The following is a 15551-nucleotide window of genomic DNA, read 5'->3' as shown; positions in this document are numbered from 1 at the left end:
TGCTTGAGAATAAAATGCAGGAAGAAGAGTTGCATTAGGTTGTTTCTCTTCGTAGAAGTCGTTAATTTCGTGTGGTGAGCTACTTATGCTAGATGTCTGATGCTGGAGCAAAAAGAAGACGAGCTCTCCGAGGGAGGCCCGCCTTAGATGTTTTCACAACGGAATAATCCTTATTGTGATTAGCTTTCAAATTCAGTACTACAAAGGTAGCTTAAAGATTTAACCTACACAACATAATAGCTTATGAGTAAGCATGTACTCGGTCTCGACCTCGGGGTCGGATCCATAGGGTGGTGTCTCATCGCCCTTGATGAGCAGGAGCATCCTGCTGAGATTTTAGGGATGGGAAGTCGGATCGTGCCTCTGACAGCAGATGATCTGAATGAGTTCTCCCAAGGGAAAGCCATCTCCAAAAATCAAAAGCGCACCACTCAGCGCACCATCCGAAAAGGGATAGATCGCTATCAATTGCGACGCAAAGTGCTTAGCAAAAAGCTCGGGGATCATGGAATGCTCCCCGATGAAGCTCTGATGCGTCTTCCTGTCCTAGATCTTTGGGAGCTTCGTGCACGAGCTGCATCACCAGGAGAGCAACTCACGCTCCCAGAGATCGGGCGTGTACTCTACCATATCAACCAGAAAAGAGGCTACAAGCATGCAAAGTCCGACGAAGCTGAAGAAGCAGCTAAGCGGGGTAAAGAGACGGGCTATGTAGCTGCTGTGAAGGGACGCTATGCGGAGCTTCAGCAGGAGGGGACTACCGTCGGACAGCACTTTGCTCTCAAGCTCAAAAAGCATAGGCAGGAGAGTCTTTCGGGTGGATTCTTCTATAACTACCGCATCAAGGATCAGGTATATCCTCGGGAAGCCTATATCGAGGAGTATGATCGTATCATGGAGGTGCAGGCGAATTTTTATCCCGAGGTCTTGACTCCAGCATTCATCCAAGAGCTAAGGGATCAGGTCATCTTCTTCCAGCGTCCACTGAAGTCCTGCAAGGGGCTAGTATCCTTCTGTGAGTTTGAGAAGCAAGAGCGTGTCGTCAAGCTTAAGCAGATCAATAGGGAGGGTAAGGAAGAGCTCCAAGAGCGGAAGATCACGATTGGCCCCAAGGTTGCGCCTAAGAGCTCTCCGATAGCCCAGCTCTGCAAGCTCTGGGAGTCCATCCATAACATACGTATCTACTATCCCGATGGGAAGGAGAGACCGATCACGCTTGAGGAGAAGAAGAAGCTCTTAGCCTATCTACAGACGCATGACAAGCTGACCTTCACCGCCCTTAAGAAGGCTATTAAGATCTCAGATAGGGAGGGGCTCTGGTGTGATAAGCTCCTCAAGGGAGGAGTCAAGGGAGATACGACACGACTCATCCTGCGCAAAGCTCTAGCAGGATATAAGAAGTATGAAGGGCTTCTTCGCCTGGATCTGAAGCTCCGAGATGCCCAAGTAGCTGATCCAGAAACTGGGCTTATCCGCTCCATTGTTGATGAGAGCTACCTCAGTGAACCTCTCTATCGGCTGTGGCATATCCTTTACTCCATAGAGGAGCGAGAGGCGATGCGTGGGGCGCTCATCGATCAGTTGGGCTTCCAAGAAGAGGATCTAGATGAGGGGCTGCTTGATAAGCTCTATCAGATCGACTTCGTCAAGCAGGGCTACAGCAATAAGTCGGCGAAGTTCATCTGTAAGCTTCTGCCCCATCTGCAGGAGGGGTACGGCTATAGTGAGGCCTGCGAGCGAGCAGGGAAGCGCCATTCTGCTAGTAGTCTGACTAAGGAGGAGCTGGAGGAGCGTCCACTCCTAGAGCACATCCCCTTGCTCCAGCGCAATGCACTTCGACAGCCCATTGTGGAGAAGATCCTCAACCAGATGATCAACCTGGTCAATGCCCTCCGCCAGAAGCACGGATCGATTGATGAGGTGCGAGTGGAGCTGGCACGAGAGCTGAAGATGAGTCGAGAGGAGCGTGAAGATACCTCTAAGAGGATCCGGTCTAGGGAGAAGGAGAACAAAGAGATCGCAGAGCGTATCAAGGAGTATGGACTCTATCCGACGAAGTCTCGTATCCAGAAGTATCGTCTCTGGCAGGAGGCGGGAGAGCAATGTCTCTACTGTGGTAAGTCGATCGATGTCGTGCAGTTCCTTCGAGGTGATGGGGTCGAGATCGAGCACATCATCCCGAAGTCCATCCTCTACGATGATTCGTCTGCGAATAAAACCTGCGCATGTAGCCGATGCAATAAGGAAAAAGACAATAGGACGGCCTATGAATATATCCTTGCTAAGGGGCAGGAGGCAGAGTATAGAGATCGCCTAGAGAGCCTCTTCCATGATGGTAAGATCTCTTATAGCAAGCGTCGTCGCCTCTTGTGGAGGAAGGAGGATATCCCCTCAGACTTCATCGAGCGTCAGCTTCGTCTGACTCAGTACATCGCTCGACAGGCGCAGGAGATCCTTCGTCAAGGGGTTCGTCGTGTCTACGCTTCTGAGGGGAGTGTGACTGCTAAACTTCGTCATCTCTGGGGCTATGATCGGATCCTGCACGAACTCAACTTTGAGCGCTACCAATCTATGGGTGAGACAGAGCTTGTTCGCCAAGAGGAGAAGGATGGCTCGATCACTGAGACCGAAAAGATCAAGGACTGGTCGAAGCGTAAGGATCATCGACATCATGCGATCGATGCGCTCGTCGTGGCTTGCACGCGGCAGAGCCATATTCAGAGACTCAATAGACTGAACTCTGAGGAGGATAGCGAGCAGATGCTTCAGGAAGTGCAGGGACAGTGGCGTACCACTGCGGAGAAGCATAGTCTCCTAGAAAACTGGCTCATCCTACAGCCTCACTTCTCTCATCAGACAGTACGAGCCAAGGTAGCAGAGATCCTTGTGTCCTTCCGCCCAGGTAAGCGCACGGTCTCCACGGGGCGCAATACCTACCACCGCTCAGGAAAGAACGAGACTCAGGCTGGTGTGCTCATCCCCCGAGGGCCATTGTCAGAAGAGAGCCTCTATGGACGGATCTTGAGGAATGGTGAGCCCACATACGTCAAGAAGGTCGCTCTAGCAAGTCTCACCGCACCTCAGATAGAGCAGATCGTAGATCCTAAGCTTCGCCGTGAAGTGATGGCTCGTGTCAATCAATCTGGTGATGCAGCAAAGCCTGATCTGAAATTGATCACAGCCACCCCGCTCTACTCTGATGCAGCAGGGACCCAGCAAGTGCGTAGCGTACGGGTTGCCGTCGAGAATGGAAAGAATAGCATCATCCCTTTGTACTACAATGATTCGGGTGAGGCGATCACCTTTGTCAAACCCGGTAACAATCACCATGTAGCTATCTACCGAACGCCGGAGGGTGAGCTTGTTGAATCGTGTGTCACCTTTTGGCAGGCTGTGGATCGTGTTCGCTATGGCATACCTATGATCATCAGGAAGCCTCGTGAAGTCCTTGATCAAGTACTCCAAAAGAAAGATGTCCCAGAGGCTCTACTAGCGAGTCTCCCTGACTCTGACTGGGAGTTCGTTGAGCACCTGCAGGCTAATGAGATGTTCCTCATTGGGCTAACGGACGAAGAGATCCAGACAGCACTGGAGCAGTCTGATCTGCTGACCCTAAGCAATCACCTCTATCGTGTTCAAAAGCTGTCATCGGAGGACTATGTGTTCCGGTACCACCTTGAGACCGAAGTCGAGGATATCAAGAATAAGACGGGAATTATCCCTAAGTTCTACCGCTTACGGGGGGCTAAATCCTATGAGAAGGAAAATCCACGTAGGGTCAAAGTCAATCTCCTTGGCGAGATGTCTCTTCCCGAATAAGCTTAAGACTTATGATCAAGCGAACACTATACTTTGGTAGCCCTGCCTACCTGGCCTTGAGTCAGAGACAGCTGGAGATCCGTCAGTCTGCAGGTGAAGGCGGAGCTCCGAGCATACGGACGATCCCGATAGAGGATATCGGGGTCGTCCTCCTTGATCATCCGCAGATCACGATTACACATAGGCTTCTTGATACGCTCCTCAGTTACAATTGCGCTGTCGTAACCTGCTCTATGAATCATCTCCCCTCAGGGCTTCTCCTTCCTTTGGATGCACATAGCCTTCAGAATGAGCGCTTCCGTGCCCAGCTTGATGCTTCGGTACCGCTACGCAAGCGACTCTGGCAGCAGACGATCCAAGCCAAGATACAGAATCAAGCAGCTGTACTTCAGGCGGTCCTTGGTGAACCAGCTAAGAATATGCTCGCTTGGTCTCGGCAAGTGAAGAGTGGAGACACTGAGAATCTGGAGGCTAGAGCAGCGGCGTTCTATTGGCGTAACCTCTTTGTCTCCCTCCCAGACTTTGTGCGAGAGCGAGAGGAGACAGCCCCTAACTCACTACTCAACTATGGGTATGCCCTCCTGAGAGCGATCATTGCCCGAGCTCTGGTCGCTGCAGGTCTCCTGCCTACACTAGGTATTCACCATCATAATAAGTACAATGCCTATTGTCTTGCTGACGACATCATGGAGCCCTATCGCCCTTATGTCGATCAGCTCGTCGTGGAGATATGTGAGGACGAAGGGTTTCCCTCTGTATTGAGCAAGGAGATCAAGGCTCGCCTACTTTCGATCTCTGCCCTAGATGTGGAGATCGAAGGACAGCGACGACCTCTGATGCTTGCAGCCTCTCAGACAGCGACCTCTCTCCTGCGCTGCTTTACGGGGGAGAGCCGTCGCCTCTCTTATCCTCTCTTCTCATGCTAGCTCATCGCCTAAGTGAATACCGAGTTATGTGGGTCTTAGTCTTCTTTGATCTCCCTACCTATACCACTCTGGAGCGAAAGGCAGCCTCTGGCTTCCGCCAGGGATTGATACAGGATGGTTTCACGATGCTTCAGTACTCGATCTATATGCGTCATTGTCCGAGTATGGAGCATGCTGAGACGCATGTCCGTCGTGTCAAGGAGATGCTACCAGACGAAGGAGAGGTGATCATCATGACGATCACGGATAAGCAGTTTGGGATGATGGAGCACTTCTCATCGCATATACCCAAAGAGGGCCCTACTACTCCTCTGCTCTTTGATATGTTCTAGAGTCTAAGTCTTTTTCTGGTATTAGAAGACAAAAAGCCGATGGATACCCATCGGCTTTTTTGTTTCTAAATCCTTCGATAAGTGGCTAATGCACAGTTGACTATATATGGTCGGCTGTATTAGCTATATCGAAAGTACTGAATTTGAAAGCTAATTACAACGACGCGTGAACTCAATGAGATCCGCCAAGGGCTGTATTAGCTATATCGAAAGTACTGAATTTGAAAGCTAATTACAACGCACTGAAGCGCTCCTTAGAGGAGGGGTCGGCTGTATTAGCTATATCGAAAGTACTGAATTTGAAAGCTAATTACAACTCTTAGCTTCGTCGAGTGCGGACGCCTCGAGCTGTATTAGCTATATCGAAAGTACTGAATTTGAAAGCTAATTACAACTAAAAACACCAATTAAATAGAAGTAAAATGGCTGTATTAGCTATATCGAAAGTACTGAATTTGAAAGCTAATTACAACTTGGTAGTGTTGACATCCAACCAATTATCAGCTGTATTAGCTATATCGAAAGTACTGAATTTGAAAGCTAATTACAACGCAGAGCAGTCGCCGAGGATGACATCATTGGCTGTATTAGCTATATCGAAAGTACTGAATTTGAAAGCTAATCACAACTCGGTGAAGCCCTTATCCCGATCGCTCAGGCTGTATTAGCTATATCGAAAGTGCTGAATTGGAGAGCTAATCGCAGCTGAGCTCTCACATGACGACCGATAGCAGTAGCTCGAAGCTCTGCAGGCTGTCAGTCCCCTCAATGCGATAGCTCCGAAAAGAAGGATGTGTCTTCCATGGTCGTTCTAGGGGGAGATTGTAGGGGCTTCAGAAATACCTATGATGGGTCGCAAGAGGAACCCATAGTGGGTCATCGAGGCGACCTATCATAGGTCTCTCCATCGCCCCCTCAGATAGCTATGGATATTGGGCTGATGGCTCGTGGGGAAAGGTAGACAAGGAGCGTGTTTGGGGGCTTCAGGGAATATGGTGGGCTTCTTCGTTATTGCTAGTGCATACTCATGGGATGGGGATGGCGGTCGCTGCAAGTGATGGTATAGCAGGAGAAGCTAAAAGCCATGCAAGCCACCAGATGGGGATGGCGGTCGCTTCCGGTGATGGTACAGCGAGAATAACCTTGGGTTAGATCGGCCGAGGGGGGACGAACTTAGGCGAAGATGACGAAGAAGAAAAGAAGCATCGATAGGAGAACAACGCAGGTAGAGACTACTCGTAACCCCCGATTTTGGACCATGCTCAGGTTGAATAGTGGAAGACCGAAGAAGCTCAATGCCCAAGGAATGATCAGACTGCCGTACTGAAAGTGTAGGAGCTCGAAGAAAAGCCAAAAGCGTAGACGGGGATGTCCCACTCTGCTTAGACCAACGTAGTGCGTTTCACCAGAGCGTATATCGCTTGCTTCGGGAAGGGTGTAGAACGCTACCTCCTCCCCGCTCTTCCCTTTGTGCTGGAGACTGAACCATCCGCCAAAGTACTCGGTGGTATAGATCTTCTTCTCTCCTACGATCTTGAGATAGGCATCGTGGTGCCTTCGTCCTGTGCTCTTCCAGCTCTCGACGATGCCCGTCTTATATACCAAGTGGGGTAGGGTAGAGATGCTCCTTTGGATAGCGATGAAGTTGGTCGATAGGGCACAGAGTAGGAAGGCGACTCCTAGGATATTCGCTAGGACTGGATTGGAATGAAAGAACGAGTGTACGGGATTGATCGTCTTCGACATTGGGTTTTGCCTTGGTGTGTGGAGGAATTATCGGGGAACTAGCAGTAGGCGATGTACAGCGTGCGTGAGCCACCCTTCTTTGTTATCTGAAGATAGCTGCTGGAGGACTCTGTCTGAATGAGCTTGAAGAGTCCTACCTTGGGTTTCCAAAACAGGCCTAAGAAGCCAAAGTATCCACCCGAACCAAAGACCCGAAGACTTCCCTGGAGGCTCAGGCCTTCGACCTTCTGGATCGAATAGTCGGCACGGCTATAGACCTTCGACCAAAGTAATCGTCTTAGGACAAGTGTCTCCCCGTCATAGCTCAGGCTCAGTGGCATAGATATGATGGGATAGACGAGTACCAGCACCGCAGACCATCCGATGAGCTCATAGATAAGCTGCTCTTTGGAGGTGAGGAGGAAATAGAGGAGATAGCTAAGAGCCACGAGGCCCAAGGTGGAGATGATCCACACCAACTTCGAGTAGCGGAAGGAATAGTGTATCGTGTCCATAGGGCGAATTGCTGTCAATTGCACCGTGAAGTAGGTTGATCCTCATCTTACAGAGCTACTTCAAAGATAGCTAATTCTCATCCCTATGCTTGTGCTATAGCCTATTTACTTCATCGAGATCCCGCTCTACCTTGTTGAACTTCTGCCGTCCGAAGCTGTAGCTGAGGCGGAGTATGACCTTACGACTTTCCCCATGACCCCAAGAGGATAGGTTCAGTGCATCTTTCACCCCATAGCTATCCCAGCGCTCGGTATGCAGCACATCGGTCATCAGAAGAGATAGGCGCATACGACCGTCTAAGCAGCTGCGATTGAGCCCCAGATCAATGCCCCCCGTAGGCTTGCTGACTTCGTAGCTTCCACCCTGGCGCTTGGAATGGTAGCGCCCAGAGAGTTCGAGGTTGAAGCCGAAGGGCAGTAGGATGCTGTTGCTTGCGGACAGAGAGCAAGAGGGGCGTTTGTACTCCTGCTTGTATGTCTCGTAGTCTAGGCGGTTCACGAAGTAGTAGAAGCCTAGGTTGGTGCTGAAGTCCCACCATGGAGCAAGGCGCTTAGAGAAGACGGCTTCTAGTCCGACTTGCTGCTGTGTCCCTATGTTCTTCGTGGTCATGATGGTCTTGTTGCTCTCGAAGGCATCCGTGATCGAAGTGAAGTAGTCGTCGAGCTTGGTGTAATATAGGTTCAAGGATAGACTACTCCAGATATAGTTTAGGATGAACTTGTGGCTTGTCTGAGGTCTCAGGAAGGGATTCCCCTTCCAGTAGGATAGTTCGTCGAGCAAGTACTCGAAGGGATTCAAGTCTTCGTATCTAGGTTTATCCTGACGGCGACTATACAGCAGGGCTATCTTATTCTTGTCGTTGATCGTGTAGGATAGGCTCAGATTGGGGAAGAGACGTAGCTGGTTACCTTTGTTCTCCTCGGCGTTTTGATGGGTATGTGTACTTAGCTTGTTGTGCGTGTGCATGTACTCCATCCGTAGTCCAGCACTGAGCTCTAGTTTGTCCCACGAGTGGGTGTACTGCGTGTATGCCTCGATGTTCTGCTCATTGTAGCGGAAGCTGTTGGAGCGCTGAGGATCAATGACCCCATTCTTCTTGAAGAGGAAGCTATTGTCGCTCTTGATTGAAGAGGTCTTGATGCCTGCAAGCCATTCGCTCTGGGTATTGGGACGGTGCTTATAGTCTACGAGGAGGGCATAGATATCGATGTCTTTCTCTGGTTGTGAGTAGAAGAAGTCCGAGCGGAAAAGCCTATTCGTCGCTGAGTAATAATGATTAGGTTGCTCGCAGCGGGCCTTGCCATCAAAGCGTGTCCAGTCTGCGGTGATGGATAGCTGTTGATTTTCGGACGCTTGGTACAGGTAGTTCAAGCTGTTGCTGTACCGAAGGGTCTTCTGCTCGACATAGTCGTTGCGTGCTCGGAGTATGCCCTCCAGAGAAGTCAAGCCTTTGTAGATGTGCGTCGTTGTCTGAGTCTTGCCAGGCCCTGCGAGGAGGTTCACTGTGCTGTTGGCAAATAGCTTGCTCTTGGGTGTCACTTGCCACGAGAAGTCAATCCCTGCCGAATAGGTGTTTCGCTTGTCTGTGTCGATCGTTATTGACGAACTTCTATCACCATTCTGGATCTTCTCATAGCCATAGTCCATGGCATGATGTCCGATCGCATGGTTGTAGTTGAGCCCCAGCTGCCATTTGCTCGTGTTGTAGGACAAGGCGAGGTCGGAGTTCTGACGTAGGTTCTCCCAATAGGCGGCGCTGTGCGAAGTCGTGAGGAAGAAGCCGGAGTGCTCCGAGGCTTTCAGTACAATGTTGATGATGCCACCGGCTCCATCCGCCCCGAAGCTTGCATTAGGGCTGGGGGAAGTCTCTATACGAGCGATCTTCGATGACGAGAGGGAGCGTAGGTAGGCTGCGAGTTCCTCGCCTTGGAGCATCAGCTTCCTCCCATTGACATAGAGGGCTGTCCCACCGATCGAGGCCAAGGATATGTCGCCTTTGCTACTGACCGAGATCCCAGGGGAATGCTTCAGCACATCTAGCGCATTCCCGATGTCGGTGAGATAGGATTGGGCAACGTGAATCTGTATCTTGCCATGGGATGCACTGGTCATCGGCCGAGACTTGCGGGCGGTGACTACGACATCCTTGAGCGAAACTTCCTCTGGCTCGAGCTGGATATCAGGGAGGCGCAGGCCTGGAGTGCAGGAGATCCTTTGCTTAACCTCCTTATATCCGAGCGAACGGATACATAGAAGGAAGTCCCCTTCACGGGGAAGGAGGGAGAAGGCTCCCGTGTCATCGGTAAGAGTGGATTCGACCAGGACACCCTGAGGTATCGTGATGAGTAGGACGACTGCGCCGTCCATCGCTCCTCGATGTTCGTCGAGTATCCGCCCCGCGACCTTCTGCTGAGCTCTGGCTGACACGCTATAGCTAACACTAATGAAGCAAAGGAGTAGGCGTAGAATGAATCGATTCATGGCGGTTAGTTTGTGATGGGAGGAGTATTGTCCTTCAGAGGGGAGGTGAACTTCGGCCTCTTTAGGCGTTAGAATCTGAACAAATGTACAGAAACTGTAAACTACCTCGCCTTGATTGACATCGCGTATGAGGCTTATCGAAGTGTATACCCCTTGATTTTCCCGTTGTAGGTCGGCTGTGAGTGCTAGGAGCTCACATGGAATATAAAGAGTTCGGGGAGGTCAGCACACGTGGCTAACCTCCCTTTCATCGAGGGGATGGTGTCGGTATTCAAGAGGCGTGACACCTTATTAGCTGACAAGATTACTTTGAGAGCCAGCAATGAATCCCTCCATTGCTATACATATGCTATGCGACGGCGGATATCGAGAGCACTCTATTGCTCTTATCCTGTCAGCAGGAATAGTGCTATGCAATAGAATGTATAGGTGAGCAATCCCTCCCCCTACTTCTCTTTGGATAGAGCGTACTCGATGACTTCGTTGATTTGTGCTGACTTTTTATTGTTAGGGGAGCGAAATACGACCTCTTCTTTATCTTCATCGATTACATAGTAGAGGGTGATGATCTCTTTCCTCCCCCTAGAGTCGGTATGCCGAAACGTGTGCTTCACTTCATGTCCTCGGAATTTGGGGACGATCATACTGCTCCTATTCCTTATCTTTTCTAGAAGATATTCAATATGATCTTTCGCCTTGTCAAACTCCTGTTGCTTACGATCGATCCTTGGTTGGAAGTACTCATCATATACATCACGGTATATGTCAAGCTCTTTCTTTATAGATTCGGCCTCAGTCGCTTTTTCGAGCGCTTCCTCTGCAAGCTGGAGGATCTCAGCATCTATATAAGGAGAGTCAAAGACACTATCTAAGACTTTTGTTTCGAGTGGCTCATAGCGATAGAAATCGGCTATAGTCTTGTTCAGGTCTTCTTTGATGATCTTTCCGAACTTGCTCTCTAGGCTTCTGGAGCAGGACGATACAGATATCATGGCTATCAGTGCCAGTAGTTTCTTGTTCATTTGTGTATAGATCAGTTGTTATTCTATGTGAGAGCCTAGTTAGTTTCTGCGAAGTTAGAGAATATCAAGACGAGTAACAATAATGGTAGGGTTACGCAAGTCGTATATTCTTCAGGTCTTCTCCCTGTTTTGTACAGAGGGAGGTGTTCAGCGTTTGTCCTGGAGGAGATTCTTCCCTGTAGTATTCGTCACTATTACCGGTAATGATGATGCTCATTGTAGGTTGTGTAAGTTGCCTTGGCGGGTAATGAGAGGGCTTCCTTCAAGCGACGGGGGACTTTAGAGTAAGAAAAAAGGGAGAAGGGGTCTGAGGGGTTTTACGTATATTTGCGTGTCATTCGTAGCTCGCCCCATCGAGCCCTCTCAAAGCGATCCAAACTAGCAGGATCAGTTGTATTGAGGTTATTTCTCTTAGGGTCTCTGGGGATGCGTGGCTCAAGTAATCAATGTATTAAAGCAGTACAAAAAATGAAGCTATTCAAGAATGTTTTTTTCTCAGCCTGCGCCCTGCTGGCTCTAGGTACTAGCCTCTCCGCTCAGGAGCTTGGTAAGATCGGCTATCGTGCAGAGGCTGGTCTGACTCTATCTCGTATCTCTTCACTCGGTGTGAACCATGATGGCGACGCAGGGGTGATGGCTACGAGCTTCCGTGTCGGGGCTAGTGTCATCCTGCCCTTCGAGCATACGATCTTCTCGTTTAACCCAGGTCTCTTCGTCATCGGCCGTGGGGAAGGTCAGAAGATCGTGATCGAGCCCGAGTACAAGAATGTTAAGATCGAGAACTATGCCCTCCAGCTGCCCCTAGAGGTCTCTATGAAGTTCCTTACGATTGGGGATGATCATGGTTTCTTCTTCTCGGTTGCTCCTTACCTCGCTTACGGTCTCTCTGCCAAGCTCACCAATGACGGCAAGAACGTAGATGCAGCTCGCCCTAAGCGTGGCACGAGCCTTGATCTGTATGCTGAGAAGGCCTTCAACCGCTTTGAAGTGGGTCTGGGTGCTAGTCTGATGTATCAGTACAAGCAGTTCTCGCTCCGTGGTGGTATCGATGCTAGCTTGACGAAGACCGTAGCCAAGAGCCTTGGTGCTCCCTACTACGTATCGACTGATACGCCACGCTTCATGACCGGCTACATCACGCTGGGGTATCAGTTCTAGTAGAAGCTAGAGGAGAGCAGATCTCCTAAGCAATAAAAGCGAGGCTCACCCGACCAATGTGTCGGGTGAGCCTCGCTTCTTTGTGGAAGGATGAGGGAGTAATTAGCCCTTGTGCTCAGCGATGAGTCGCTGTAGCTGACTGATGAGCTCGGGGAGGGGCATGCCACTACGTTCGCTCATCATCGATACCGTAGCCTTGGGGATCATGATGCGGGCAAGTGGAGAGGAGAGCATCTTGAAGGCCGAGTTGATCTCGGGGAGCTTGCCCTTGAGCCAAGGGTGTAGCTCGAGGAGCTCCTTGAGGCGAGTCGCTCCCGTGATCTCGATCTCTGACTTCTGCACGGATGAGACTGGAGCGGGGGCTTCGTCGTAGGTAGCCTCTGGAGCCTTGGGAGCATGGCTAGCGCCCTTCATGCAGGAGCAGGAGACATACTCGCTCTCTTCCTCGGCTTGCTCTTGGGGGGCTGCTGGTGCTTCGGGCGTAGGCGAAGGAGCAGATGCTGTTCTTGGGGCTTCTCCGTGCTTCGAGGCTGCCTTGTTGCTCTTGTCCCAAGAGAGGAGGGTACGCGAACCCTCAAGGCTGCGGATGCGGGTACAGTCCTGCATCATCTCGAGGATGCCACGGAAGCGCCCTTCTTCATCACGTACCGCGACGTAGTAGATGTAGATGAAGAGCCCTGGCTTATTGATCCAGAAGTCTACTTCATCCTGCTCACCCCGACGGAACTTGTCGATGATCTCTTCGACGAGATGCACGCTCGTGCGTGGATGGCAGTTCTTCACGTCTCTCCCGATCACATTCTTACTTCTTGGGAAGACTCGGTGGTCGGTGTCCGTATAGAAGCGGACGATCTCATGCTCATCGACATAGGAGAAGTCCACGGGCATATGCTTGTAGACGAGGTTGATCTGCTCAAGGGTCATCTGCCCCGTAGCTACCTCGAGGAGCTGTCCAGGGGTAGAGCCTCCCGAGAAGCCGTACTTACCGAGGAGTGCTGCGAGATCACTTGCAAAGCCCGCAGCTTCGGTAGCGGGGAGGGGCTTCTTGGGTTCCTCAGCCTTTTGCCCCGCACCTACCTTGATCCATGCAAAGCCGATCTCACGGTCTCCAGCCTTCATCTCCTCGAACTCCTCGGGGCGGATCATCGCCAGCGAGGTGGGGTAGAGGACGGTCTCTTCCTTCTCCATCAGGTCAAGGATGTCAGCGACGATCACAGGCTGCATGGCGATGAACTCCTCCTCCCGGTCTTCCTCGAGTAGCCTACGAGCATCCCGTACTTCATCACGGATGAAGTCATCGAGGAGCCACATCGTCGTGGTGGGACGATCGAAGCCCTTGCGCTCTAGGATCGAATAGAGCTGGTTCTGCTTGCGGGAGAGGTGAAGGCGGTGCTTATGGAGCTCGTCGTAGAGCTCAAGCCATTGGTTCTTGATCACTGGGTACTGCGCCAGCTCCTCGACCTGCTTGAGAAGTCCTCGCATGGCATCATTCTCACGGATGTAGCACATGATGGGGTGATCTTCGGGAAGGTCGGGACGACTTCTATCGAGGACATCCTGGAAGAGGACCATCATCTGCTGGATATCTTCCTTGCGACACTCGTCGTCTTCGATGGTCTTGATCTCTTGTTCGGCGAGAGCGATCTCATAGGGGCGCAAGGTCTTCACTCGTTCCCTAAGGATAGCACGTGCCTCGTCGAGGGGGAGCGCGCCGCTGAGGTATCTTTCCTTGACATCTAGGACGACGCGGAGCTTCTCCATGTCTACCTCAGGGAGGTTGTCTTTCATTTGTTCCATGGTGGAGAATCGGGGGAATTAGAGGTTGATGAGATAGACGAAAAACTCGCTATCTACGAGGGCTTCGATGCCGATGAATACCTCGCCGTCGAAGCGGAGGAGTGTCCCTGGGCTGAGCGTGTGCTCTTCGCTGCCGTTGAGGGTAGCTTTCACTTGCCCTTTGACGACGCTGAAGAAGATGTCTTGTCCCTTATGGTCATGCGGAGCGATCTTCTTCCCCTTGGGGAGGTCTACGTGTACGACTGAGAGCTGGTCGTTGCTGATGATGTGTCCGAAGTCGGAGATTTCCTGTCCAAGCATAGGTATATGGATGCTAAGTGTATGGGTAATGGAGTGTACCCTATGTTTATAATCTGTTTTTGCGTGATATGTATATGGATATATATATACCGCATATTTAACTGTAAAGAAAGTGAATTTTCAGCGATTAGACTGCATCCCCATCCACAAAGCTTGTAGGGATAAAGAACAAGGGCTATCTCAACGAATGAGATAGCCCTTGGTATGAGCGGCTTAGTAGCCCGTCTATGAAGGCCTATTAGAACGAGTAGGCGAGACCGAGCCCGAGGACTTCGCGGAACTGGACCTTAGCTCCACGGACATTGCCCAGATCATCGACGGTCTTGACATTGTCATCGTAGACGAGGTTCGTCGTGAGCGTCGTGGAGAGGAACTTGTTGATCTTGAAAGCGATCATCATATCCCAGTTCACGTCGATGTTACCGAAGTTCTTGTCATACGAGGTGAAGAGGGTGAGCTTGCTGACGAGGTTGATGTTCTCAGCGAGCTTGCGCTTGTAGTTGGCCACAGCCAGCGCACCGAGCTCAGCGAGGACCTTCTTGCCTGGGGTGACACCGAAGGAGCCAGCGTCGGAGAGCTTCTTGTCAAGGACGAAGGTCATCTTCCCCGTCGCGGGAGAGAGCAGGAGGGAGAAGTCATCGTTGGGCTTGTAGTCTGCCCCGATAGCCAGCGTCAGGTAGCCTGGAGCGAAGAGCGTAGAGATGTACTTGTCCTTGTTCCCTGGGATATTGGGATTGGTAGAGGCTTCGTAGCCACGATCGAACTGCGAGAGGAAGTCACCGAGGGCCGAGATGCTCCAGTGCTTGCTCACTAAGCGACCTACCTTGGTGCTGAAGTTGAGCTTATCGACGCTCTTGAGCCACTTGTTGGTCGAGGTGTAGGTCTTCCCGAAGTCGGTGACAAGGGCATTGTCCCAGCTCCAGCCATCCTTCTTATAGTTAGCCGAAGCATTGAGGTAGAGATTCCAAGCGACGGAGTTTTCACCCCCAGCAGCCCAGTTGGTCAGTGAGGTCTGAGCAAGGTTGAGACCAGAGACTCCAGAGAACTTCCAAGCCTTGGGAGCTTCCTCCTGAGGAGTTGCTTCGGTCTGCGCTCCTACATGGCCTACGGAGAACAGAAGGGTAAAAAGAATAAGAAATTTCTTCATTACTGTATTGAATTGTTGATAAAATGAATGATTTGCGGGTGCAAAAATACATATTTTTAGGTACTAGGGAGGAATAAGCTTCGCTCTCCTTAGCCCTGATGCCTCAAGAAGTAGCATACCGATCATCCTACCTGCATTCCAGACGAACGACAGAAGAGGGCTAGACAAGGCGGTAGCACTACTCCATATGCTTAGCTTTCTTGGGTGCTCATCCCCCTATCTGATGGGTCTGATCAGAGCACTTGGTCTCGTACCCCCGAGAGCCCTCAAATGAAACCTACTGTGGGTCGTCCTTGCGACCTACGGTAGGTCGGTGAGGCGACCCACA

11 protein-coding genes and 1 CRISPR repeat array are annotated in these 15551 nt (G+C 51.0%); of the genes, 4 read left to right on the top strand and 7 right to left on the bottom strand.

The window, feature by feature from the left end; all coding sequences use genetic code 11:
• The first annotated feature begins 243 nt into the window (after positions 1 to 243).
• Genes cas9 through cas2 form a run of 3 tightly spaced genes read left to right on the top strand, consistent with a single transcriptional unit; the run spans position 244 to position 5077 of the window.
• The gene (gene cas9, locus Q0336_RS05305; RefSeq protein WP_298526404.1) at positions 244 to 3819 is read left to right on the top strand and encodes a type II CRISPR RNA-guided endonuclease Cas9; all 3576 of its coding nucleotides are present in this window, start codon (positions 244 to 246) and stop codon (positions 3817 to 3819) included.
• An 11-nt stretch (positions 3820 to 3830) separates the two neighbouring features.
• Complete coding sequence (gene cas1 / locus Q0336_RS05300; RefSeq protein WP_298526402.1) at positions 3831 to 4745, top strand: type II CRISPR-associated endonuclease Cas1; 915 nt, start codon at positions 3831 to 3833, stop codon at positions 4743 to 4745.
• The gene (gene cas2 / locus Q0336_RS05295; protein WP_298526400.1) at positions 4739 to 5077 is read left to right on the top strand and encodes a CRISPR-associated endonuclease Cas2; all 339 of its coding nucleotides are present in this window, start codon (positions 4739 to 4741) and stop codon (positions 5075 to 5077) included. Before cas1 ends, cas2 begins: the two co-directional genes overlap by 7 nt.
• A gap of 113 nt (positions 5078 to 5190) precedes the next feature.
• Positions 5191 to 5706: a CRISPR direct-repeat array (repeat unit 48 nt; unit sequence GCTGTATTAGCTATATCGAAAGTACTGAATTTGAAAGCTAATTACAAC).
• A gap of 544 nt (positions 5707 to 6250) precedes the next feature.
• Here the strand turns inward: cas2 and Q0336_RS05290 are convergent.
• The 4 genes from Q0336_RS05290 to Q0336_RS05275 all read right to left on the bottom strand — a co-directional run bounded on the left by Q0336_RS05290 (position 6251) and on the right by Q0336_RS05275 (position 10821).
• Positions 6251 to 6823, bottom strand: a complete 573-nt coding sequence (locus Q0336_RS05290; RefSeq protein WP_298526398.1) for a hypothetical protein — start codon at positions 6821 to 6823, stop codon at positions 6251 to 6253.
• Positions 6824 to 6861: 38 nt separating this feature from the next.
• Positions 6862 to 7317, bottom strand: a complete 456-nt coding sequence (locus Q0336_RS05285) for a hypothetical protein (RefSeq protein ID WP_298526396.1) — start codon at positions 7315 to 7317, stop codon at positions 6862 to 6864.
• Between the two features lie 94 nt (positions 7318 to 7411).
• On the bottom strand, positions 7412 to 9799 hold the full coding sequence (locus tag Q0336_RS05280) for a TonB-dependent receptor (RefSeq protein WP_298526394.1): 2388 nt from the start codon (positions 9797 to 9799) through the stop codon (positions 7412 to 7414).
• 446 nt (positions 9800 to 10245) lie between these two features.
• Positions 10246 to 10821 (bottom strand): hypothetical protein, encoded by a 576-nt coding sequence (locus Q0336_RS05275; protein WP_298526392.1) that lies wholly within the window; start codon positions 10819 to 10821, stop codon positions 10246 to 10248.
• Positions 10822 to 11289: 468 nt separating this feature from the next.
• Between Q0336_RS05275 and Q0336_RS05270 the strand changes: the two genes are divergently transcribed.
• Positions 11290 to 11979, top strand: coding sequence for an outer membrane beta-barrel protein (locus Q0336_RS05270; RefSeq protein ID WP_298526390.1), 690 nt, complete (start codon positions 11290 to 11292; stop codon positions 11977 to 11979).
• 102 nt (positions 11980 to 12081) lie between these two features.
• Here Q0336_RS05270 and Q0336_RS05265 read toward each other — a convergent pair whose 3' ends face one another.
• The 3 genes from Q0336_RS05265 to Q0336_RS05255 all read right to left on the bottom strand — a co-directional run bounded on the left by Q0336_RS05265 (position 12082) and on the right by Q0336_RS05255 (position 15223).
• Positions 12082 to 13776, bottom strand: a complete 1695-nt coding sequence (locus Q0336_RS05265) for a PAS domain-containing protein (RefSeq protein WP_298526388.1) — start codon at positions 13774 to 13776, stop codon at positions 12082 to 12084.
• A gap of 18 nt (positions 13777 to 13794) precedes the next feature.
• Entirely contained in the window at positions 13795 to 14076 is a 282-nt protein-coding gene (locus tag Q0336_RS05260) for a cupin domain-containing protein (RefSeq protein ID WP_298526385.1), read from the bottom strand.
• A gap of 238 nt (positions 14077 to 14314) precedes the next feature.
• Positions 14315 to 15223 carry a DUF3078 domain-containing protein gene (locus tag Q0336_RS05255; protein WP_298526383.1) on the bottom strand — a complete coding sequence of 303 codons (909 nt, stop codon included), beginning with the start codon at positions 15221 to 15223 and terminating at the stop codon, positions 14315 to 14317.
• Between the last annotated feature and the right edge of the window lie 328 nt (positions 15224 to 15551).

The organism is uncultured Porphyromonas sp. (assembly GCF_938039215.1).
In the GTDB taxonomy this organism is placed as follows: domain Bacteria; phylum Bacteroidota; class Bacteroidia; order Bacteroidales; family Porphyromonadaceae; genus Porphyromonas.
Note: the sequence above shows the minus strand (reverse complement) of the source record. Positions and strands in the feature narration are given on the sequence as shown.

Excerpts from the sequence above, each read along its gene's own strand:
- cas9 (WP_298526404.1), top strand. The coding sequence starts at position 244 with ATGAGTAAGCATGTACTCGGTCTCGACCTCGGGGTCGGATCCATAGGG.
- cas1 (WP_298526402.1), top strand. The coding sequence starts at position 3,831 with ATGATCAAGCGAACACTATACTTTGGTAGCCCTGCCTACCTGGCCTTG.
- cas2 (WP_298526400.1), top strand. The coding sequence starts at position 4,739 with ATGCTAGCTCATCGCCTAAGTGAATACCGAGTTATGTGGGTCTTAGTC.
- Q0336_RS05290 (WP_298526398.1), bottom strand. The coding sequence starts at position 6,823 with ATGTCGAAGACGATCAATCCCGTACACTCGTTCTTTCATTCCAATCCA.
- Q0336_RS05285 (WP_298526396.1), bottom strand. The coding sequence starts at position 7,317 with ATGGACACGATACACTATTCCTTCCGCTACTCGAAGTTGGTGTGGATC.
- Q0336_RS05280 (WP_298526394.1), bottom strand. The coding sequence starts at position 9,799 with ATGAATCGATTCATTCTACGCCTACTCCTTTGCTTCATTAGTGTTAGC.
- Q0336_RS05275 (WP_298526392.1), bottom strand. The coding sequence starts at position 10,821 with ATGAACAAGAAACTACTGGCACTGATAGCCATGATATCTGTATCGTCC.
- Q0336_RS05270 (WP_298526390.1), top strand. The coding sequence starts at position 11,290 with ATGAAGCTATTCAAGAATGTTTTTTTCTCAGCCTGCGCCCTGCTGGCT.
- Q0336_RS05265 (WP_298526388.1), bottom strand. The coding sequence starts at position 13,776 with ATGGAACAAATGAAAGACAACCTCCCTGAGGTAGACATGGAGAAGCTC.
- Q0336_RS05260 (WP_298526385.1), bottom strand. The coding sequence starts at position 14,076 with ATGCTTGGACAGGAAATCTCCGACTTCGGACACATCATCAGCAACGAC.
- Q0336_RS05255 (WP_298526383.1), bottom strand. The coding sequence starts at position 15,223 with ATGAAGAAATTTCTTATTCTTTTTACCCTTCTGTTCTCCGTAGGCCAT.